Origin of the sequence: Rhodopirellula bahusiensis (assembly GCF_002727185.1) — a bacterium.
Lineage (GTDB): Bacteria > Planctomycetota > Planctomycetia > Pirellulales > Pirellulaceae > Rhodopirellula > Rhodopirellula bahusiensis.
On sequence record NZ_NIZW01000019.1, the window covers coordinates 87438 to 106154 of the forward strand.

General features: G+C 51.6%; 12 protein-coding genes. 10 read left to right on the forward strand and 2 right to left on the reverse strand.

The features are described 5' to 3' along the window. Nucleotides 1–109: 109 nt before the first annotated feature. The 7 genes from CEE69_RS22230 to CEE69_RS22260 all read left to right on the forward strand — a co-directional run bounded on the left by CEE69_RS22230 (nt 110) and on the right by CEE69_RS22260 (nt 13433). On the forward strand, nt 110–3238 hold the full coding sequence (locus tag CEE69_RS22230; RefSeq protein ID WP_099262816.1) for a type I restriction endonuclease subunit R: 3129 nt from the start codon (nt 110–112) through the stop codon (nt 3236–3238). 169 nt (nt 3239–3407) lie between these two features. Beyond that, nucleotides 3408–4910: a metallophosphoesterase family protein gene (locus CEE69_RS22235; protein ID WP_099262817.1), complete on the forward strand. Its 1503-nt coding sequence runs from the start codon at nt 3408–3410 to the stop codon at nt 4908–4910. Further along, nucleotides 4903–6642 carry an ABC-three component system protein gene (locus CEE69_RS22240; protein WP_143549308.1) on the forward strand — a complete coding sequence of 580 codons (1740 nt, stop codon included), beginning with the start codon at nt 4903–4905 and terminating at the stop codon, nt 6640–6642. The genes CEE69_RS22235 and CEE69_RS22240 overlap by 8 nt, the downstream gene beginning before the upstream one ends. Further along, entirely contained in the window at nt 6629–7360 is a 732-nt protein-coding gene (locus CEE69_RS22245; RefSeq protein ID WP_143549309.1) for an ABC-three component system middle component 1, read from the forward strand. Before CEE69_RS22240 ends, CEE69_RS22245 begins: the two co-directional genes overlap by 14 nt. Further along, entirely contained in the window at nt 7357–10434 is a 3078-nt protein-coding gene (locus tag CEE69_RS22250; protein WP_099262820.1) for an AAA family ATPase, read from the forward strand. Before CEE69_RS22245 ends, CEE69_RS22250 begins: the two co-directional genes overlap by 4 nt. Nucleotides 10435–11025: 591 nt before the next feature. Next, the gene (locus tag CEE69_RS22255) at nt 11026–12315 is read left to right on the forward strand and encodes a hypothetical protein (protein ID WP_099262821.1); all 1290 of its coding nucleotides are present in this window, start codon (nt 11026–11028) and stop codon (nt 12313–12315) included. After that, on the forward strand, nt 12312–13433 hold the full coding sequence (locus CEE69_RS22260) for a hypothetical protein (protein WP_099262822.1): 1122 nt from the start codon (nt 12312–12314) through the stop codon (nt 13431–13433). The genes CEE69_RS22255 and CEE69_RS22260 overlap by 4 nt, the downstream gene beginning before the upstream one ends. A gap of 170 nt (nt 13434–13603) precedes the next feature. Here the strand turns inward: CEE69_RS22260 and CEE69_RS22265 are convergent, their stop codons facing one another. Continuing rightward, nucleotides 13604–13858: a plasmid partition protein ParG gene (locus CEE69_RS22265; RefSeq protein ID WP_099262823.1), complete on the reverse strand. Its 255-nt coding sequence runs from the start codon at nt 13856–13858 to the stop codon at nt 13604–13606. Then, complete coding sequence (gene parA / locus CEE69_RS22270) at nt 13855–14475, reverse strand: ParA family partition ATPase (RefSeq protein WP_099262824.1); 621 nt, start codon at nt 14473–14475, stop codon at nt 13855–13857. Before parA ends, CEE69_RS22265 begins: the two co-directional genes overlap by 4 nt. Nucleotides 14476–14689: 214 nt before the next feature. Here parA and CEE69_RS22275 point away from each other — a divergent pair, with 214 nt between their 5' ends. The 3 genes from CEE69_RS22275 (at nt 14690) to CEE69_RS22285 (ending at nt 18581) form a co-directional block, all read left to right on the forward strand. Continuing rightward, complete coding sequence (locus CEE69_RS22275) at nt 14690–15334, forward strand: ankyrin repeat domain-containing protein (RefSeq protein ID WP_233215518.1); 645 nt, start codon at nt 14690–14692, stop codon at nt 15332–15334. A gap of 943 nt (nt 15335–16277) precedes the next feature. After that, on the forward strand, nt 16278–17333 hold the full coding sequence (locus tag CEE69_RS22280) for a glycosyltransferase family 2 protein (protein WP_158231062.1): 1056 nt from the start codon (nt 16278–16280) through the stop codon (nt 17331–17333). Nucleotides 17334–17411: 78 nt separating this feature from the next. Beyond that, nucleotides 17412–18581: a glycosyltransferase gene (locus CEE69_RS22285; protein WP_233215524.1), complete on the forward strand. Its 1170-nt coding sequence runs from the start codon at nt 17412–17414 to the stop codon at nt 18579–18581. The last annotated feature ends 136 nt before the right edge of the window (nt 18582–18717 follow it).

An 18717-nucleotide genomic window follows, 5' to 3' on the forward strand; every position in this document is an offset into this window, starting at 1 on the left:
AATCGCGGTTTTTCGCGATCCTGACGCGTTCGTTTCGTCGCATTATCCCCAGGGTTCTCCCCAATCCATCTTTGTCGGCTCATCACCAAATTGCAGAGGAAGGTTTGCGATGAGCCTGCATAAAGAGATCAGCTTCGAGGACGAAATCTGCCAACATTTGGCTGAAAATGGCTGGTTGCATGCCGACGGCGATGCGGCCGATTACGACCGCTCTTTGGCGATGTTTCCCGAGGATGTGGTGGCTTGGGTCAAGCAAACGCAGCCGGAGGCCTGGAAAACACTCGAAAAGAACCATGGCCAGAATGCCTGGGCAACACTCGCCAAACGGCTACGAGATTGTCTCGACAAACAGGGAACGCTCAGCGTCATCCGAAACGGCTTCGACATGCTCGGGCTGAAACGCGGCATCAAAATGGCCGAGTTCAAACCAGCTCTGGGGATGAACCCCGACATCATGCAGCGTTATGAAGCGAACCGCTTGCGGGTTGTTCGTCAGGTTCGCTACTCGACCCACAACGAGAACAGCATTGATCTGGTTCTGTTTCTCAACGGTCTCCCCGTCGCAACGATCGAACTGAAGACGGACTTCACGCAGAGCATTCATGATGCGGTCGATCAATATCGCTTCGACCGAAATCCCCAACCGAAAGGGAAGGCGGCCGAGCCGTTGCTGAAATTCCCTAGCGGTGCGTTGGTGCATTTCGCCGTCAGTAGCAGCGAGGTGCAAATGACGACGCACTTGAAGGGTGCCAAGACGTTCTTCTTGCCGTTCAACTTGGGTGACAACGGTGCCGCCGGAAATCCGATCAATCCGGATGGTCACAAGACCGCGTATCTTTGGGAGCGTGTGTTCGCTCGTCAGATGTGGCTGGAAATTCTGGGCCGGTACTTGGTCACCGAACTGGACAAGAAGAAACAGATCAAGTCGATCATCTTTCCGCGTTTTCATCAGCTCGATTCGACACGGAAATTACGTGCCGCCGTATTGGAGGAGGGGCCCGGACAGAAGTATTTGATTCAGCATTCGGCGGGCAGTGGGAAAACAAAAACGATTGCTTGGACGGCTCACTTTCTGGCCGATTTACATGACGCCGATGATAAGAAGGTGTTCGATACGGTGATCGTGGTCTCGGACCGCAACGTCATCGACGGACAACTGCAAGAGGAACTGGCAGCGTTTGAACGCAAGAAGGGAGTCGTAGCGACGATCGAAAGCAAAAAGGGCAGCAAAAGTTCCCAGTTGGCGGAAGCTCTTTCTGGCGACAAGAAGATTGTCGTTTGCACTATCCAAACTTTCCCGTTCGCCCTGAAAGCCGTTCGTGAATTGACGGCCACGGAGGGCAAGGCGTTTGCTGTGATCGCGGATGAAGCACACAGTTCCCAAACCGGCGAGGCGGCGACGAAGCTGAAGGAATTGCTCTCCGCCGAAGAACGTGAACAACTCGACGATGGCGGTGACGTGAGCAGTGAGGATGTCTTGGCTGCACAGATGCAATCTCGCAGCGACGACAAGAACATCACCTACGTTGCTTTCACAGCCACTCCCAAACCGAAAACGTTGGAGCTGTTTGGCCGGCGTCCCAAACCGGACCAGCCCGCATCCGACGACAACCTCCCGCAACCCTTTCATGTTTACTCGATGCGGCAGGCGATCGAAGAGGGCTTCATCCTGGATGTGCTGCAAAACTATGTCTCGTACAAGTTGGCATTCAGACTGGCCAGCGGCGGAAAAGAATGGTCGGACACTGAAGTCGAACGTTCGGCTGCGATGAAGGGCATCATGGGGTGGGTGAAGTTGCACCCGTACAACATTTCTCAAAAGGTCCAGATCATCGTCGAGCATTACCGCGAGACGATTGCACCGCTGCTCGACGGACAAGCCAAAGCGATGGTCGTGGTCAGCAGTCGCCTCGAAGCAGTGCGGTGGCAGCTCGCCATCAACCGATACATCAAGGATCGCGGCTATCCGTTGAAAACGCTCGTCGCGTTCTCCGGCGAAGTCAACGACAAAGAATCCGGCCCCGATCCCTTTAAGGAAACGTCCAAGGAGTTGAACCCCGGTCTCGACGGTCGGGACATCCGCACCGCATTCAACGAACCCGATTATCAAATCTTGCTGGTCGCGAATAAGTTTCAAACCGGTTTCGATCAACCACTTTTGTGCGGCATGTACATTGACAAGCGGCTCGACGGGATTCAGGCCGTTCAAACCATCTCGCGGTTGAACCGCTGTCACCCCGGCAAAGATCAAACGTATGTGCTGGATTTTACCAACGATCCCGATGACATCCTGGCCGCATTCAAGACTTACCACGAAACGGCAGAACTGTCCGGGGCGACCGATCCGAACTTGGTTCTGGATCTCCGCACCAAACTGGATGAGAGCGGACATTACGATGACCACGAAGTCGACCGCGTCGTCACCGTTGTGCTCAATCCGAAAGCGAAGCAAAGCCAACTCGAAGCGGCGATCACTCCCGTCGCCGACCGCTTGTTGAAGCAATACGCTGCAGCCCGCGAGGCGTTCAAGGCAGCAACGGAGGCCAAGAACAAGACGGCTGCACAAGAAGCCAAGGACACAATGGACGCACTGACGCTATTTCGCGGTGATATAGTCAGCTACACCCGAGCCTACACCTTCCTGTCGCAGATCTTCGACTACGGCAACACGGATTTGGAAAAGCGAGCGATCTTCTACAAGCACCTCGTACGGTTGCTGAAGTTCGGTCGCGAGCGAGTAAGTGTCGACCTATCTGAAGTCCGTCTGACGCACCACAACCTGAAGAACCGCGGTAAACAAAAGATGAATTTGAAAGAGGGCGAAACACCGCTCCTCGATCCGCTCGCCGCCGCCGGTTCAGGACAGGTACGCGAGAAAGAAACCGCTTATCTCTCCGAGATCATCGAAAAGGTCAACGACCTATTCGACGGCGAATTGACCGACAACGACAAGCTCGTCTACGTCAACAACGTGCTCAAAGGCAAACTGCTGGAGTCGGAAACCCTGATCCAACAAGCCCGCAACAACACGAAAGAACAGTTCGCCAATTCACCGGACCTGAAAACCGAAATACTCAACGCGGTCATGCAAGCCCTCGACGCCCACACCGAGATGAGCACCCAAGTCCTCAATTCCCAATCCGTCCAAGAAGGCCTCCGCGACATTCTCATCGGCCCATCGAAACTGTATGAAGCGTTGCGAGAAAATGACACATCACCTCCTGGAGGCGCGGCATGATCGCAATAATTTCGCCAGTTCGCTCAGGTGCGTTGAACGACTTTCCCTTTCCCGATCTCAATTGCGGTCAAGCAACCTATCGAACAAACTATTTTTCACTGTATGCACGGTATAACACCTACCACGATGTTTTTGAGTTGGCTAAACGCATTCATAGGTTAAGACACTGATGGTACCTCGGCGACAAATCTTCATCTCCTCAGACTGGCACTTAGGCGGCGATGTTGACGTCGCAGTGGATGGCAACGTCGCGGAACTTGGGACAAGCATTTTTCGCTCCACACTTGCGCTGACCACTTTTCTGGATTCGATCGGCGAAGCAGCAAAAGCTTTTGATGGCATCACCGAGGTGGTCATCAACGGTGATATGGTGGACTTTCTCGCGCCTGACCAAGATGGCACCTACAACCCCATAGCCTGGCAGAACGATTCTCGTGTAATTCGAGCGCAACTCGATAATATTGCAAACCGATTCGAGCTGCCCGATGGCAGAGGGCCATTCAAGTCATTACGAACATTGGTAGACATCGGATGCGAACTTACCGTAATCCTTGGGAACCACGATCTTGAATTGTGTTTGCCCGGTGTACGACGTCACTTCGAACGGCTGTGCGCCGGTGACAACGGTAAAATTCGATTTATCTACGACGGGGAAGCTTACACGCGCGGTAAACTGCTGATCGAACATGGCAACCAGTACGATCCGTTCAATGCAGTTGACTACAACTTGCTCAGACAAGAAAGATCCCATTTATCGCGTGGATTCGTTGTGGACGACGCTGAGCGAGGGGAGCGTTTCTTCGACCCACCTCCCGGTAGCTCGATTGTCGTCGACATCGTGAACCCCACAATCAGAGAAGCTCCATTTCTCAACTTGCTAAAGCCCGAGGTTGATGCCGCGGTGCCACTTTTGCTCGCTTTTTACCCCGAAACTCGACCGTTTTTTGAAGCCGCATTTCGCCGAGGGTGGAAGCTGTTTCGGAAGACAATCCGAAACAACAAGGAATCAAACCCAGCTCTTATGGCTGCCGGTGAGCAATCTCCGTACCGATCTTTGAATGATTTCTTGCGAGATACCATGGGAAACGATGCTGAGCCGTTTCTGAGCCCTCCGTCTAGGAGCGGTCAACTGTCCGACACGCCTGATGCGCACGGCTCGCTGATGCGAACGCTTTCTGAACAAGCATCCAGAGCGATTGACCTAACGTGTCCATGGAAGATCTACGATAACTTGAAGGCCAGTATGGACGAAGGCCGGATGAATCTTGTTCGCTTGGCCCTCAAACGCGTTCGAGATGCTGACAGCTTCGATCGGAAAACCGAGTCCGAGCGTTATCTGGCGCCATCGCGGAAGATGACGGAGTATGGCGGATACGACGTTGTGATTTTTGGCCACACTCACTTCCCTAAAGACATCGAATTACCACATGGTAGGTACATCAATGCGGGAACTTGGGCAGACGTACTACGATTACCGTCGGGGATTAGTAGCGACAATGCCGCTACCGCCAACCTGTCGATCGAAAAGTTTTTGAATGATATGAAATCTAAGAATTACACAGATTACACGATTAGAAACCCCAGTTTCGTACATGCGGTTGTTGAACCCGACGGCAGTGTCGACGCGAAATTGAAAACTGCTGACAATAAAGGCGAGGTTATTGGTGGTTGACTATCGACACAGCATCGCTCGTTTGCTTCTGAACGGGAAGCATTTTGGTTCGGCGTGGCTAATGGCAAGCAACGTTGTCTGTACGGCTTCTCATTGTGTTAAGGGTTGCACATTAGGAGCAGAAATCGAACTGGATTTTCCCTCTGGAAAGACAACTGGAAAACTAATAGTCGACGACAAGCAATTAGACATAGCGCTGATCGAAATCAGCACCATGACAGGTGTAAAACCCCTTGTGATGGTTGCACGCCCAACAAGCTTGACAGGTTCCGTTCGGTGGGAATTGCACGGTTATCCGGTGGGTTTGCACGAAACGGGTCTTCAAAACAGCGGTCTTAAACTTGCTGGGTTAGTTCGCGACGCCCACGCATCAATCGACAATGCACCAGCAATGCAACTTTTCTGTGAAGAAGGTGGAAAGTTGCCCGCTGGCGAAAAGTCGGTTTTCGCTGGCGTTTCCGGCTGTCCTATTTTACTGCGCGTTCGTGAATCCGATGAGTCGCTTTCCGTTGTAGGTGTGATGTCACAACACGGGCATTCAACTGATAGCATTTTGTACTGCACACCGATCGATGCTGTGACCACAACTTATGCCGAACACTTTCCAGGCATGTCAATCAAGTCATGGGATGGTATTCGCAGGTTCCCGACGATCATCAATGATGACAAAGTCTATCGAAGCAATCTTGACACGACATTGCTCGACAATATTTGGAAGGACGGCTTCACGGGATTCTGGTGCAATGTTCGCACTGACGAATCACAATGGCTATCAAGCGCGGTTCAGCGAATCGTTGTTCATTCACCATTCATGCAAACGCGGCCCACCACTACTCTGCATGTTGCTGGAAAGCGATCTTGGAGATCAGGCTGTATCAAGTGTGCTGAGGAATGGATTCCATTGACCGGCAAGACCCCAGAGAGTTTTATTGAAAAGTATGTCTTCGAGGAAGTTGATTCCACGACTGTGCCGCAGGGTGGTTCTTCATTCGCAACCGCCGACGAACTTGGATTGTACCTTCAGAAGTTATGCAACGACTGGACATTGCTCCAACTACGCGATCGACTTGCTGAAGTCTTCGACGATCACGCTGGACTATTAAACTATGAAATCGCGGCCGACATTCTCGATCCTATGAAGACTGTCTGGCGACAATGGGTGACGGCACTTGAAAGTGACCCAACTCTAAACCATCACTTTCTTGGACTCATGCTGTCGTGCGATGGAGCGAAAGAAATGTCTGATTCAGCTAATGGAGTAGGTCCAGATACACTAGATGCTTGTATCGTTCCAACTGTTGCGTTCACATTGGCCGTCTGTGCTGGCCTCCCAGTTTCGATTCAGTCTCCCAAGGGACAGGCTCCTGGAAACCTTGGTGATGACGCTATGAGCGGGCATTCTTGCGGAGTCCAAACCATCAGCCGGAAAACGCTGAAGATGGCCGCCAAGACACATCGTTGGCGAACCTCATTCGTAATGCTTCCTCATCTTGATCTTGCTTGGGAGACATTTCACGGAACCCAGTCAACCTTGAACAAAAATGTCGGTCAAGTTGCTAAGTCACTGAATGAAGAGCCAGCCGCGTCGATCGTGCTTCCAAGTGACGTTGAGTTGCTGACGGCGATTGCCAATGGTCTTGCAGAGTTGAGAACGCTTCTACGAGATCGTTGCGAATTGCTTGTCTCGCAACAAGAGGAATACGTCGATGGAGCGAAGCATGTTGACGCTTGACCCACAACCCGTAGCAGCGATTGTTTCCGCAATAGCTCAGGAATGTAGCGTCCGGGGATTTGAGCTTGTCGCTAATCCGGAAGAGCTGGTGAAATCGAAAACCAAGTCGGCGACAATGAAAGACACGCTCTCCGGAACGACTAATAAAAAAACGCCACTCCGGCCGGAAATGAAAGACATTGCGCCTCCCGCAGGCTTGTATATTGAGAGTCACTCTTCTTATGCGATCCAGGTGGGCCAACTCGAAGTCAAACTAACGCCGGGCGAGTGGAGCAATGCCTATCGTGACCTCTTGCTTTCCCGGTGGCATGGCTACCAACAATATGCTGCCACGGCACGAACCTGGTTGCAGTCCAACTACAGCGACGATCTAAACCTCTTTCTAGTGGGCCCCCCGGGCAGTAAGGACGAAGCGGAATGGCGGAATTTCTCTGAGGTGATCGAACGCAATGAGTTGGTGTGTCGGAAGCTCGTATGGCTTCCCTCGAAAAACGAGCAGGAGTGGCCAGCCCAGATTGACGAGTTCATAGAGCGAACTTTTCTTGCGGAGCCTTGGAAGGTTGCGCATACAAGTAAGTCAGCGAATCTTGATGCGCTCTCTGGGGCATCTGACGATTTTTCTAGTTGGCAAAAGATTCTTGAGCGGCCCGAATTTCGATCAGAATCACGTGACCACGACGATCTAGTTAAGGCATTGCTGGAGTCACTTGAATCATGAATCGAACCTACTTATCTCAAATCGATATCTCGAATTTTCGATCGTTTGGTCCGAACTTCAGTCTCGACGTTCCCGCCAAACCCGGTTTAGTAGTTATCTACGGAATGAATGGGCTTGGAAAGACAACATTCTTCGAGGCAATTGAATGGCTTCTGACGGCAGATGCACGTCGTATAAGCGATTCTCTGAGAGCTGGACAGCTGGACAAATATTTAACTCGACGCGACGCTGACGATATGAGTCATCAAGTTGCGATTAAGTTCGGTGACGAAGAGCGACGTTTCGTACGAACAGCCTCTACTGGACCGTCGCCTAGTGAACTAGCAGACTTCCTTACAGACTCTGACTGGGGTTCGCAACCCACGGACACAACGCCATATTTTCGCCTGACGATGTTTTTGCCTCAATCGAAGCGGTTCCGATTCGAGGAGGAAAAGCCAGCCGAGCAATGGAAACTTCTCGAAGGCCCCGCTGGCGTCGAGCGTCTCAGGCAGGTGCTTCAAGCAGTTGGCAGCGTTAAAACAAAAAATGCATTCGAACGACTGATTAGCGACCTGAAGAATGTTGCTGAGAAGCGGCAGACGCAGCTGAAGGACTGGCAAGAATTGCTACGCCGGCGGAATGACCTGCAGTCCCAAGTTTCAAGTGTGAGAGTAATCGAACCATCCGCTGCTGAAAATTCACTGCAGGGGGTTCGTGAATCGCTCGCAGGTCTTACAGATATTGATCCGCTGCTTGAAGCTTTGAACTCCGAAGGAAATGGAACTGCTCGCAAGGTATCTGAAATAGTTCAATTGCTTGACGAGACCCTTGAAAAACGTCGAGAAAGCTTGCAAAGGCTGAAAGATTCTTCAGCGACCTGTTCGGAATGGGAGACGATTGCAAGTGATATTAAAAATTCAAATGCAACAATCAAACGGGACTTGGAAAAGCTGAATGCAGAAACGTCAGACTTGGATGCTTTGATTTCTGAAAAACGCCGACTGACAGATTTGAGGAAAGAAACGGATTCTGAACTATCAACCCTCAAAAAGCGAGTCGCATTGATGCGAAGCAGAGATCTGGCAGTAAATACTGTTAAATCCGCCACCGCCAAAATCACTGAATTAGAAGATGAACGCCATGGAATCTGGGGTCGTTTAGAAAAATCCAAGCTGAAACTGAATTTGCTCAGTGAATCCATCTCGAAGCGAGCGGAACTCGCTGCTGAGCTTGAAGGTGTTAACGAGAAACTCTCGTTGCTTCGACAACTGCAAGCTAAATGCGATGAGTATCAAACACGGGCATCGCAAGCAGAGCTGAACGATAAAGAACTAGAATCACTCCGGGCTGAGCAAGTGTCAGTTGAGGAAATCGCAACAAAAGCGGAAAGCAGAATTGCTGAACTGGCGATTCTCGAAGAGAGGATCCTCGAGAGCAAGAGGCTGGCAGTGGCGAGTGCGGAGACAGTACACAAGGCGTTGGCGACAATGTGCGACCATATCGAGCATGATGCAACTACCTGTCCCATTTGCCAAAAAAGTTACAAGCCGGGAGAGCTTTACGCATTGGCCCAAAAATCTCTCGCTGAAGCAGGTGTCGACACAGTCGGGCTCGATGCTTCACTTAAGCAAGTTAGGGAAGAACTATCAGAGTTGCGTTTGTCGCTCGTCGAGGTGACCAAGCGACGTTCTCAACTCCCGAGTTTGATTGAACAGCTTGTCAACTTGCAGGCAGACCGCTTTGAATCCTGGAGCGAGATTGAGAAGTTGGCTATTCCATTCGCATTTCCAGGTGATGACATTGCGATTGCAGCAAAGGATGCAATCGAAGCGTCTCAGCAGAATCAATCGAAATTGTCGTCTATTATACAAGACCTGCCTTCTTCGGAAGAGTTGGTTGCGAGCAAGAGCGCCATACAGACAGCAATCACATCCGATGAGAACCGCGTGAGCGTGCTTGCTAGTGAAGTTATCGCACAACGTAACCTGATAGCGGAACATAAACTGATAATTGACAGTGCCGAGCGTGACTTGGCATCCCTTAAATCGGCAGATCAGAGTTGGGAGGATTTCTCTAAACAATTAGCAGAACAGCAGATGACGTTGGGCGCTCAACTTTCCTCGCTGGATATGGAAGTTATATCGGCGAACGACGCGGTGAAGGCAAAGCAAGCATCGCAATCGAGCGTTCAACGAACGGTAGATCAAGCTCGTCGCGATCTGACTGTGGCTGAATCGCGAAAAACGGTTCTCTCGGAAAGGTGGGCGCGAAACGTCGGCATGGGAAGCCCTGACTCAAAGAACCTTGGTCGATTGGTGGCATCGAGAGAAGAAGAAATTGAACTTATCGAATCGAACAGGCGAAGATGTGAACAGTTAAGTGCTGGTGTCGATGCTTGGAACGCAAACACTCAAATGCGTGACATTGCGAGAAGAGTAGAAGCGGAGTGTGCGAAACGGGACAACTGCACGGAAGAAGCTGTGTCTATGTCTCTCGACGCATCAATTGCAGACGCCGAGATGAAAATCACAAAAGCGAAAGATGCATTAGCCAAAGCGAAAGAGATGGCAGACGGGCTGAAGGAGAAGGCAGATGCTTTTAACGATCGCGCGTTAAAGCCGTTAACGAATCGCATTCAGAGATTTCACGATGTTCTTTCACCCTTCCGATATCAGATTGAGTGGACTGCAAAAACTGCTGCCGGCGGGGGAACCAAGCTTACGCAATCGGTTAGTCGTTCGGACGGCGGCTCACATCGCGAAGCTCCTCCACTTGCAGAATTAAGTGACGGTCAGATCTCAGTGCAAGGATTGGCCACGCTGTTTGCAGCGAGCACAGAATATCGTTGGAGTCGCTGGCCTGCTTTGCTTCTCGACGATCCGTTGCAGAGCTCAGACCTTCTACACGCGTCGGCGTTCATTGACATCATTCGTGGCTTGATAAGAGATTTGGGGTATCAAATTTTCCTGTCGTCGCACGACATGGAAGAAGCACAGTATATCATGCGGAAGTGTGAACGGTCAGGCATTACTGTTACTCGGTGTCATCTGCTCGGTCCCGGCGTGAATGGAGTGCGTTGGACGACCGAGTAGGTCATTGGCTGCTATGGTTCGCGTTTACGCAAGTGAGCAGGCCATCAGATTCAGAACAGACCGGCAGAATGTTTTTGCGTTGTCTTTATTCCAGCGTAGAGACTTGCTCGCGGTGTGATAATATTACTTACGGAAAATCAATCTGATTCTGCTTCCAAACGTGGTCAGCTTTGAGCGACATCCCGACGTGAGGTAGCTTGACGATAAATCGTCGCCAGAAGAAGAGTGCTTCGGTGTCGGCCACCGGAGCTGTGAAACGGACCACGTAAACCTATGTTGATCCACTTGGATGCCTGAACACCGAACACAAAACCCGCCCCCGGCGAAGCCGCCCCGACCCGTTTTGCAAATCGCTTTGCGTCTGAAATGCGACGGGACCGCTTTCCCTGGGGAAGCCAAATGGCTGGACGATTTGCGAAAAAGCTAAGATAGTGCCTTTGAAAAGCGTCGGCCAGTGCTCTGCGGCGAGCTGGAAGCATTACAGAACGAGTGATTGAGAAACCAACAAGTCTTTAAAGTTTAATGCAAACCTAGCCGGAGGAAGAACCGTCCTGGCTAATTGGAAGTGTTCCTTGGACATGGGCAAGCGAAATGGCAAGCAAAGAAGAGAAATCGAAAGAACGTGTGGTTCGGTCACATGACATCACGCTGTGCCTCGAGCGATCATCGGTTACGGAGTTTGAAAATCTTCAGCTTCTCGGAATGGCAACGAGATTAGCACTTCATCTCCGCGGGGCAGGGCCAGTAAGGTATGACGTTGTCAAGAATGTGGCCGTCTACTTATTTGATTTTACCACACATGCGGTCCGTCCAGTACTCGAGCTTCTGGCGAAGGCTGAGTTCGTAAAGCTTGACACTGAAGGCAGTACGATCAAGACCGTGATCCCAGATGTTCCTTACTATGATTCACTTTTCCTCGGACTGGGAGAGCTTGATGAAGCAAATAACATGTCCGAACACGAGCAATTTGCAGTTGATCTTCAGTCTCGGTTGGCATCGTCGCCGCTTGCTAAAGATTCGATTCTCGGAGCAGGTGCAGAAAAACGCCTTGTCATGCGGGTTCTTGAAATTGGTAACGAATGCAAGTTCCTATCGAGTCAGCGAGCGCGTGGACGCGACATCGTCGTATCACCGACGTACTTCACTGAATCCACCACCGCTTATGCCGACCTTGTCGCTGGGCACGGAGGCGCAAGGGTCGCTCGAATTTTAAAGCTGTTAAAGGACAACCAAGGTTGGCCGCTTAGTCTAATTCTGACACAGGGCGAGATTTCAGGAACGAAGCTATCGAAGGTGGACTTAGCAGTTGTGCAACTGCTTGCGTCCGAAGGCTTTGCTCCACCACCGGCGATTCAGACAAGTCACGCGGGAACCAACCACTTTCTTTTTGGCCCACCTCCTCAGCACACTGGAGTTCCGCCCTTCAAGAGGCACGTTTTTGAAGCGGCAATGGCACTCGTTGCTGCAGTTCGTCAGGGGCAATTGCTACCTGCTCAATATCGCATTTGGTCACCGCGTGCGATACTCCGAAAACTGCGAGACAGTGGCTTTATCGGTGCAAATTCAGAGGCTGTCGAACAGTATCGGCAAGTTGCTGCGTTGAGGGTGGGGCATCTCGTGCACGATAGCGGAACCAAGTACCGTTTTATATTGAATGACCTACCCGAGAATCGTGAAGCGATTAACCTTGCCATGCAGATGGTATCGGGTGAGAGCAGCGCTCCTGGTGCTGATGAAGACATAGTCCTCGCGATTCGTAAAGGTGAAACCTATGTTGACTCTTTGGTTGGGCGTAAACGCATCCTAAAAGACAACGTCGTTAGTACGGATCCCGAGACGCGTGAAGAGATAGACGGCTTTCTGCTACGAGGTGCAAAATGATGAAAGATGCGAAACAGAAAGACTTGCTCTTCAAACACTTCTCAGCCCAGGGTTGGTTTTCAATTCCTGAAGTTCCTGTTTATTTTTCAGCTGGCGAGCATCACAAACAGAAGTTGATTACCGATATCGATGTCTTCGGAATTCGTCCGAACGACAATCTACGCTGGGAGGTGCTACTTGGGGACTGCAAAACCCTCAAGGGGCAATCGCCCGCGAATCGAGTGATTTGGCTCAGCGGTCTGATGTCCAACTACAACGCAAGCGAAGGCTACATCGTATTGCAGCGTCGTGCAAATCAGCCGATAGAGGCAGACCATAAGTTATTTGCGAGTTCCATGAGCGTCTTTCTGCTAGATGAGAAGGATTTCAAGACGTTCGATCACGCGATGGTGTTTCCAGATGGGACAGAAACACATACATATGGAGCTGCAGATTTTGAACAGTTGTGGTCACTGCGCAAACGATTCCCTGGTCTCGACCCGTTGGTAGAGTTCGTTTCATCCGGTGCTTGGGAAACAGCAGAGTTCACACATCTGCTGCGACGTGCTATTGGCGAAGGCAAGGCGTCCGCAAAAGAAATCGATCCGGCGAAACACGAGCATAACGCGATGGTTGTCAATCTGGCATCTGTGTTTTCCGTTGGTTTGGCTGCATGTGTAGGAAAGGTTTTTCAGCGCCATCTGCATCCCAGCACTGAAAATGAACTTTCGGACGCACTAAAAACGGTGATTTGGGGCGGTAAAGAGCAATACAAATTCTTTTCCGATCTACGAAAGCAATTGCTTGAAGCACGTGGTCAACAGCACGTCGACGACAACAATTTGTCGCTTCCGCAATGGGAGCGATTTGTCCAGCTCTCAAGAAAGATGCTAGAGAATCCCAAGGCTGCGTTTCAAGTGCCGCAACTTCTTCAGCTAGCTTCAATTGACCTAAACTTCGGCAGGGAAATATTGCCTTGCTTCGACAGCGGTCAGCAGCAGTCGCTTATGCTCGCAATGCATGTTGTCGATTATGTTGCGCGATCTAGTGGGCTGCCCGAAGAGGTTCGCAAAGTATGCGAATCGCATTTCGTGAAACGACTTTCAAGGTCTGCACACGAACCGAGGGGAACTGCCTAGTTTTCAGATCAGAGGCGGCTTCCCCCAGGGTCAGGTCTTGTGTTCGGTGTTCAGCCTAGCGATTCGATTGACGGAAAGAAGGATGGTCTGATTAGGTTCTCCGGCGGCCAACACCGGTTTACCAAAATCGAGGGATGTCAAACGAAATCCCCGTTCGGAACGTTTGCGTTTTAGCGGTCTGGCATGGTTTGTTCTTGACTATCGAGTTCACTCTGGATGAGCTTGCGAATCAAGTCCGCGATTTGGATGTCTCGGTTCACGCAGCTCATCTTTAGCCGTCTGTGAAGGGACGGGTCGATGTCAATGGTCAGGCGTTTCGGTTTGACGGCTGGTTTTTCTGCTACGGCCGATCCTCGAGTCTCCACCCATTTGTCGATTTCCGGTTTCGCTCTGGGGCGGGCTGTCATGGTGATCTTCTTGCTCATGGGAGCCTCCTTAGTTCATTGACAAATTTCTTAGTTTCTTTCGCGGCTTTCGATCGTTTTTGCTCCAGCACCGTTGTCCCGCTCGCGGCACTCTCGGCAAAGGCCACCCGTTGCCCGATGTCGCTTTTGAGAATTGGCACTTCAAGTTCCTTCAACGCCTCTCGTACATCTCTTCCAATTGCCGTATTGGCGATCTTTCGATTCAGTACAAGGCAGCATTTGATCTCAGGATTGAACATCTGTGCTTCGCGAACCAGGTCAACCGTTTCGGCCGCAGCCCAAACGTCCATCGGCGATGGCTGGAGTGGGATGATTACCACGTTAGAAGCGAGAATGATCGATCGAGCCAGTTCCGTCACTCGAGGTGGACCGTCGATGACAACATCGTCGTAGTCTCGGGCCAGACTCTCGATCTCTTTGTGGATGGTCGCTTTGGCCATCCCGACGACCGTGAAGTTCGACGTCTCGCGATGGTTCGACCATCCAAGCGAACTGCCCTGCGGATCCGCATCGATCAGCAGCACTCGTCGTCCTCGGTTGGAGAGCTCGGCGGCGGTGTGAATGGAGAGTGTTGTCTTTCCGACACCACCTTTTTGGTTCAGGAATGCATAAATCATGTTCGTCGTATTTCTGTGCATGAGACTGCACGTTGTTACGACTTCACGTTACAGGACTTCTTCTCGATGCGCAACGACTTTTTGTATCGCTAGCTCGGCGTGAACAATTGCTTGCGCTCGCACGCTCGCCGTGGCAGTCTGCCACGCGATGTTGCCAGATTTTCAACTTGTCCACGCGATCAAAAGCGGATGCACTGCAGAGTTCAATGAAGCCATGCGAAGAGGCGCGACCATGCATGCTCGCGACCTCGATGGTCAATGTTTGTTGGAGGTTGCTCTGCGGCATGGGCATCCCGATCTCGCTCGGCGACTTTTGGGTTTGGGAGCCCATCCGAACGAGGCAATCGGAAAGAAGGGAGATCATCTGATCCATCTTGCCGCCCGCACCGGTGACATTGGTTTCCTAGCTGTCTTGCTCGAAGCGGAGGTAAACCCTGATGCTCGAGGAAACCTTCGACGCACGGCCCTTCACTACGTCACCAAGGGCGGGCTCGAGTTCATGGCAAGCATGCTGCTGGAGAATGCTGCCAATCCCGATGTGACCGATGCCCGCGGCAACGCCCCGCTGCACTTGGCATCAGCAGCGAACCGGCTCACCATGATCAGGCTGTTGCTGAAGCACAACGCTGATGCATCGATCACCAACAATCAGCTTTACACACCGATCCACAAGGCCGCAGCGGCCGGCAATACAGAAGCAGCAACATTGCTACTCGATCACGAGCAGGCAATCAAACCAAAGCATGAATCCGCCGAACTTGCCAGACGTGTTCTGCGGGTAGCCGAGCTTCACGGCCAAATAGAGACTCGGTCAGCCCTCGCGGAGCGGCTAAATTGCCACGCGTCCGAGCCGAGATAGACTTCGCAGTGTGCGGCATTGGCGATCCATTAAGGCAACGGCGGAGATGTCCAGGAAATCAATTCCAGATCCACTCTTCTGATTACGGTTGCGATGATAGGGCCAAGTACGAAAGTCCGGTCTGTTTGATCGCCGCGCTGTTGAGCGGGCCATAGGCATGATTGGAAGGGTGAAGAGAATGCTTCGTTCATCTGCGGCAATTTTGGAGCAATCGAACTCCGCAAGCCCTTTTCGTCAGATGAACGGTTTGAGTGCGAATTGCAGTTAGTAGGGGATCAGCGTGAATCGTTTGTCGGTAGGTTCGAGGGAAAGAGCTTGACCGCTCGGAAGGGATAGGGTTCTGCTATCGTTAGCGAATTCACATCCAGTTGTCTGCTTGATCATTAGCTTAATGAAATTGACACCGATTGCTGTTCTTGGGCCCTACCGTGGGGGCACCTCGGCCGTTACCGATGCATTCCGAAAGTTGGGATGCTATGCCGGGGAAAGCTTTTTCGAGGCACGCACAGGCTACACCACGCATGAGAGCGAGTATCTCCGACGCTGTTGTCTTCAGTGTTTTGATGAAAACGAAGGCAAATGGCAGTACCTAGGCACATTTGAACAGAGAGTACAGGTTTTGCGACGGTGGATCATTTGGGCTGCGCGTCGTGCGAGAGCAGGCGGGTACTCGGCAATCGTTGCGAAGCACCCCAGCATGTGCATGCTCGTTCATGAGATTTCTGCCGCCTGGAACTTGCCCATGCTGAAACCACTTCTCTTTGTCCGTGTCATTCGTCGCGAAAAGGACGTGATTCGATCCTGGGAAAATGCTTTGGCAGGCGATGGGACGCGTTGGTGGCCGAGGAACGATCGGGATCAGGTCGTTCGGAATGTTATCGCCACCCGCGACCAAGCATTGAAGAGCTACTTCTCCGTTGACGTTGAGTTCGACGAGTTGCGATTGCAGCCGGAAAAATGCTCTACAGATCTGATGTTCCAGTGCGGGCTGTCTCAAGCGGTTCAAGAAGAAAAGAAGGACGTCACGGGGGTGTTGCAAGCCGAACGATCTCGTCTGAAACGTGACGTAGATTCATTCCGTATTGTGCGCAAAAAAGTCGTTCCACCGGACCCCGCAACTCCACTCGTAGCAATGGTTGTATTCAATGAAATGTTGCGACTCCCGGATACCCTTCGGCACTACCGCAGCCTGGGCGTCGAGCGATTCGCTATCATCGACAACTCCTCGACAGATGGGACGTTGGACTACTTGAAATACCAGCCCGATGTCGATATTTATTCGACAGACAATCGTTACCGGCAATCTGTTGGCGGGTCTGGGTGGATTTCTGCTCTGATTCATCGCCACTATGGTGTCAATCGTTGGGTGTTGTGGTCTGATGCGGACGAGCAGTTTGTTTTCGATGGCTTTGAGTCCAGGTCCCTACCTGAGCTGTGCCAGCTTTTGGTAAGTCGAAATAGACAGTGCGTTCCTGCCCTGATGGTGGAGATGTACTCGAAGGATCCGGTTCATGAAATGGAATTAGCAGACGAACAACGGTTGTTGGATTGTTGCAATTGGTTTGATGGGATCGGGTATCAGCGATCCCAGGTGCACATCAGCGGAGAAGAAACAGGCGTGAAATGGTCTGGCGGCCCAGGAGAGAGGGTCTTCGGGGTGAATAAAGGATGGCAGGCAAAGGTTCCTTTGATTTTTTGGAATGCTGAGACGTGGTATTGGAACCCGCATGTTGCCTACCCCTTCTTTTTAAACACATCGCTTCCGACAGGTGCCCTACTGCACTTTAAGTATCTCGCTGATTTTTCTGGCTTGGTTGATCGTGAAGTCAAGCGAAATGAACATGCGTACGAGGCGCTGAAGTATCGACAGTACCATGCATACCTGTCCCAAACGGGGGAAGCTTCGCTTTGGTGCGGAATGAGCGTTGAATACGAGTCATCCCGTTCGCTCATTGACTCAGGTTTGATGACATCGGTTCGATGGGAAGGTCGGGCGTAGGTCAGAGGCGAACGGGTAAGGGTTTTTGCAGTACGAATTAGCGGGCTAATCAATGTGGAGGGTAGAGGTTTGACGAAGGTGTTGATTACGTGGGAGCTTGGAGGAGGGCTCGGGCACCTCACGCCGATTCGTACGCTGGCCGGGAAACTGCTGGATCGCGGCCATGAAGTTTGCTTGGCAGTTCGTGATCTGGTATCGGCAGGAAGCCTCTTTGAAGGGCTTCCTGTCTCGTATTACCAATCGCCGCATCGAATTGAGCCGTTCAGGCCAGAAATTGATCCTCCGGTGACCTACGAACATATGCTACATAACATAGGTTTCGGTACGGAACCTGGATTGAACGCATTGAGTTCGGCGTGGGTTCAAATTTTTGAGCACTGTAAGCCGGATGCGGTTTTATTTGAGCACAGTCCCGTCGCGATGTTTGCTGCACGCGCATACGGCTTTCGAAAAGCGGTCACAGGGACCGGGTTTACGGTTCCGCCAACGCCTTTGCCGCTGATACGTCCTTGGATGCGATCAGACGAGTCAGGCTTGCAGGCAGGACGGCGAAGAACTCTTAGTATGGTGAACGCTGTTGCGGGTCGGTTTGGGAATCCACCGTTGGGAGATCTTTCAGAGATATACGGTGATGCCGACGTTTTTCTGCGGACCTATCCCGAACTCGACCACTTTGGTCGACGTCAGGCGGCCTGCTACGTCGGGATTGACGTCGACGACAACGGCAAGAAACCGCAATGGCCCTACGGCGACGGGCCAAAGATTTTTGCTTACCTGAAGCCGTTTCAAGGGTTCCAGGATGCAATTTTGCAAATCCACCGCCTTAAGCTTCCCACCATTGTATTTTGTCCTGGATTGCGGAAGGAAGATGTAGTCAATCTCGAGACGGCGTATCCTTCAATGCTATTTTCGACGGAGCTACTTTGCATGAATCATGTTGCAGTTCATTGTGACGTGGCGGTCTGTCATGGAGGCCATGGGATGGTCGCCAGGATGCTCATTGCGGGAGTTCCGGTGGTTGCAATCCCGCTGCAGCTAGAGCAGACGCTACTAAGTCAGCGGCTCGCTGAAAGCGGGGCCGGAATTCAGCTCGCAATCAAGGATGTTTCGCAGCTTGGTGAAGCAATCAATCACATTCTCGCGAATGAAAAATACTATCAAAACGCAGGGCGGATGTCCGAAGCATACTTTGACGAAGCCAAGCAGGGTTCATGGCAGCGCATCGCTGAGTGGATCGATGAATCGTAGGCAAGCCGGTGCAGAGACTACATCAAGTGGATAGCGGCTGATTCCGCTTTCATCACATTCCTAAGAACTTCTGCCGATCGTCACTCGGAGAATATCGAGTGTTCTCATTCTTTTTGTTGACCTATGTCAGAAGCCC

What these genes read in the sequence shown, in the direction of transcription:
- CEE69_RS22230 (WP_099262816.1), top strand. Translation starts at nt 110, where the DNA reads ATGAGCCTGCATAAAGAGATCAGCTTCGAGGACGAAATCTGCCAACAT.
- CEE69_RS22235 (WP_099262817.1), top strand. Translation starts at nt 3,408, where the DNA reads ATGGTACCTCGGCGACAAATCTTCATCTCCTCAGACTGGCACTTAGGC.
- CEE69_RS22245 (WP_143549309.1), top strand. Translation starts at nt 6,629, where the DNA reads ATGTTGACGCTTGACCCACAACCCGTAGCAGCGATTGTTTCCGCAATA.
- CEE69_RS22250 (WP_099262820.1), top strand. Translation starts at nt 7,357, where the DNA reads ATGAATCGAACCTACTTATCTCAAATCGATATCTCGAATTTTCGATCG.
- CEE69_RS22255 (WP_099262821.1), top strand. Translation starts at nt 11,026, where the DNA reads ATGGCAAGCAAAGAAGAGAAATCGAAAGAACGTGTGGTTCGGTCACAT.
- CEE69_RS22260 (WP_099262822.1), top strand. Translation starts at nt 12,312, where the DNA reads ATGATGAAAGATGCGAAACAGAAAGACTTGCTCTTCAAACACTTCTCA.
- CEE69_RS22265 (WP_099262823.1), bottom strand. Translation starts at nt 13,858, where the DNA reads ATGAGCAAGAAGATCACCATGACAGCCCGCCCCAGAGCGAAACCGGAA.
- parA (WP_099262824.1), bottom strand. Translation starts at nt 14,475, where the DNA reads ATGATTTATGCATTCCTGAACCAAAAAGGTGGTGTCGGAAAGACAACA.
- CEE69_RS22275 (WP_233215518.1), top strand. Translation starts at nt 14,690, where the DNA reads ATGCGAAGAGGCGCGACCATGCATGCTCGCGACCTCGATGGTCAATGT.